Below are 3,041 nucleotides of genomic sequence, written 5' to 3' on the forward strand. Positions count from 1 at the left end.
CACCAAATCGGCAAAACACAGACGAGCGCATTTTCAGTGATCAGTAAAGGGTGTGGGGAAGTAGGGTGTGGGGTGTGGGGTGTGGGGTGTGGGGAAGTAGGGTGTGGGGTGTGGGGTGTGGGAAGTATAAATAAAAATAATCTCCTGTCTCCTGTCTCCTGAATCCTGACTCCTGACTCCTGACTCCTGTTAACTATCTGTGCCTAACATTTGCAGTTTATATAAACTAGCGTAGAGGCCGTCTTCGGTTAATAAATCTTCATGGGTTCCCGATTCGACTAATTCCCCGCGTTTAAGGACAAGAATTCGATCGACATCGCGAATAGTGGAGAGACGATGGGCGATAATAATAGCAGTACGATTGACTAAAATCTGTTCTAAAGCTTCTTGAATTAATACTTCTGTCCCCACGTCTAAACTAGCGGTAGCTTCATCTAAAACTAAAATTTCGGGGTTACGAATAGCGACTCTCGCAAAAGCGAGTAATTGTTTTTGTCCTCCCGATAAATTTGCACCCCGTTCCCGTAAAAGGGTATGATAACCATCGGGTAACTCCTCGATAAAGTGATCGATATTAGTTAATTTAGCTGCTGCCTTCACTTGCTCAAAATCATAATTTTCCCCTAAAGTAATATTGCGAGTAACATCTCCGGCAAAGAGAAAAGTTTCTTGGAGAATGACACCGATATAACGTCTTAATTCCGCTTGGGGAAGATAACGGATATCGATACCATCCACTAGAATTCTGCCCTTACTCGGTTCATAAAGACGACAGAGAAGACGAATAATCGAACTTTTTCCCGCACCGGTGGGACCGACTAAAGCGACTTTTTCCCCTGGATGAATGGTAAAATTGAGACCTTTGATAATATATTCATCGGGTTTATAACCAAACCAAACATTTTCAAAAATAATCTCGCCAGTTTGACGTTTTTCTGGGAAGTAAATCTCTTTATAATTGTTAGAATCGGTGATTTCAATGGGAATACTAATTAATTCACCAATTCGTTCTATAGCAGTAAAACCCGATTGAAACATGGTAAATTTTTCGGCAAACTGACGCAGGGGATTAAAGAGACGTTGGGAGAATAAAATAAAAGCAGATAAAACCCCAAAATCAATGGTTTTCTGGAGAATAAAAATCCCGCCTAACCATAATACTCCTCCCACGGCAATTAATCCGATCCATTCCAAAGTAGCTGAGACAGCCGAATCATAAAAAATTGTTTTATCTAGGGATTGACGATAGTGAGTATTGGTAGTGCGAAACATTTCAGCGTTAAAGCGTTCGCGGCGAAATAATTGAACAATATTGACTCCGACTACATTTTCCTGTAATTGGGCATTAAGTTTTGATAATTCCTCGCGTACTTGATAGTTAGCGCTGCGGTATTGTTTTTGAAAAAAGATAATTAAAGCAGTGACGGGAAATAACATCAACACCAACAATAGAGCTAATTGCCATTGCAGGGTAAACATGGTGATGATAATAACTAAAATATTGACCAAATCGCTGACAACTCCGATCGCCCCACTAGCAAAAACTTCTCCTAATGCTTCCACATCGCTGGTTAAACGAGTGACTAAACGTCCCACGGGAGAGCGATCAAAAAAACTGGAGGAAAGGGAGGTGACATGGGTAAATAAATCTTCCCGGACATTAGCAGTAATTGACTGACCGACTTTCTGCACTAGATAACCTTGCATTGTCCCTAAAATCAGTCGTAAAATAATCGAAGCCGAGAGGATAATAATTAGGGTATTAATGGCTGCTGTTAAGGGCATTCGAGCCAAAAAATCCCAAGTTTGTTCCTTTTGCAAAAGGGAGACCGCTTGACCGATAATTAAGGGTTGTATCGCCCCTGTGAGAGATAGGGGAAAAAGAAGTATTAATGACCAGAATAGCAGGGCTTTTTGCTTTTTTGCGTAGGGAAGTAATCTTAATAATAATCTCCAGTCATTTTCTTTGACCGGAGGGGACACAGGGGAGGATGATAGACTCATGAAGGGATTTCCAATGAAATTCTCGGCAGCCGGGGAGAAATTACCCCTCTGTTGTTAACTTTTCTAACAGGCGATCGATCTGGAAATATTCCTCCATTAATTCTCGAATACCAGCGACTTTTACCTGTTCCTGTAAGCGAATCTTCCCGAAGGCCTGATCGACGATTTCCACGGTACTGAGAGTATCTAAATTTACCGAGAGAATTGGTACTTCTAAATCCTCGGCCCGGCCGAGAATCAGGGGATCTGGAGAGATGGAACCGGTTAAGATTAAACAGGTGGTGGAAGTTTCTAGGGCAGCTAACTGGAGGTCTGTGCGATCGCCACCCGTAATCACGGCCATATTTTCCCCCTTGCGAAAATATTCTAAAGCGGCGTTGACATTCATCGCCCCGATCGCTAAACTTTCTACCATCCAATCCAAACGATCGGGCCGACATAATACTTTGGCCCCCAAAAGATGGACAATTTCCCGAACACTAATACTACGCAATAATTTACTAGCGGGTAACAGTCCTAAAACTTCCACGCCTTGGCCCGCGAGATAGGGTTTCAGGAGGGATTGTACTTCCTCCCAATCATCGGTGGGAATATCGCTAATCACTACCCCCAGCAGCTGATTATTTAATTCCCGTTGCGCTTTCAGCAGACTATCGGCAATCAGGGGAGAACTATAGCGGGCCACCAATAGGATCGGAGTCTGGAGAATTTTGGCCATTTCCCCCATCGATAGCTGAAAAATACTGCCTTCCCAGAGAGTCCCCGGCCCTTCGAGGAGGGTAATATCACTGTTAACCCGATCGAGATAGCCGGCAAGAACATTGCCGTAGTCCTGTTGATCTGCACCTTGCAGACGTTTAGCAACGGAATCCACATCTGTATAGATCAGGGGTAAACGCAGCTGTTCGGGGGATAATTCTAATAATTGCCGAATAAATTCTACATCCTCATCGACCAATTGCCCATCGACGTAGCCCGGACAATTGCCCACTGGTTTGCCGTAACTTATCTCTAGTCCTTTTTGCCGCAAGAGATGC

General features: G+C 43.5%; 2 protein-coding genes. Both read right to left on the reverse strand.

The annotated features are described in order from the left end of the window. Positions 1–189: 189 nt before the first annotated feature. Complete coding sequence (locus tag PX481_RS10650) at positions 190–2,004, reverse strand: ABC transporter ATP-binding protein (RefSeq protein ID WP_004159523.1); 1,815 nt, start codon at positions 2,002–2,004, stop codon at positions 190–192. A gap of 40 nt (positions 2,005–2,044) precedes the next feature. Continuing rightward, positions 2,045–3,041 (reverse strand): phosphotransacetylase family protein (locus tag PX481_RS10655; RefSeq protein ID WP_288094561.1); only part of this gene is annotated, 997 nt, incomplete at its 5' end.

The sequence above is a fragment of the Microcystis sp. M53603_WE2 genome (genome assembly GCF_030065435.1).

Coding starts and splice junctions, on each gene's coding strand:
- PX481_RS10650 (WP_004159523.1), bottom strand. CDS start 2,004: ATGAGTCTATCATCCTCCCCTGTGTCCCCTCCGGTCAAAGAAAATGAC.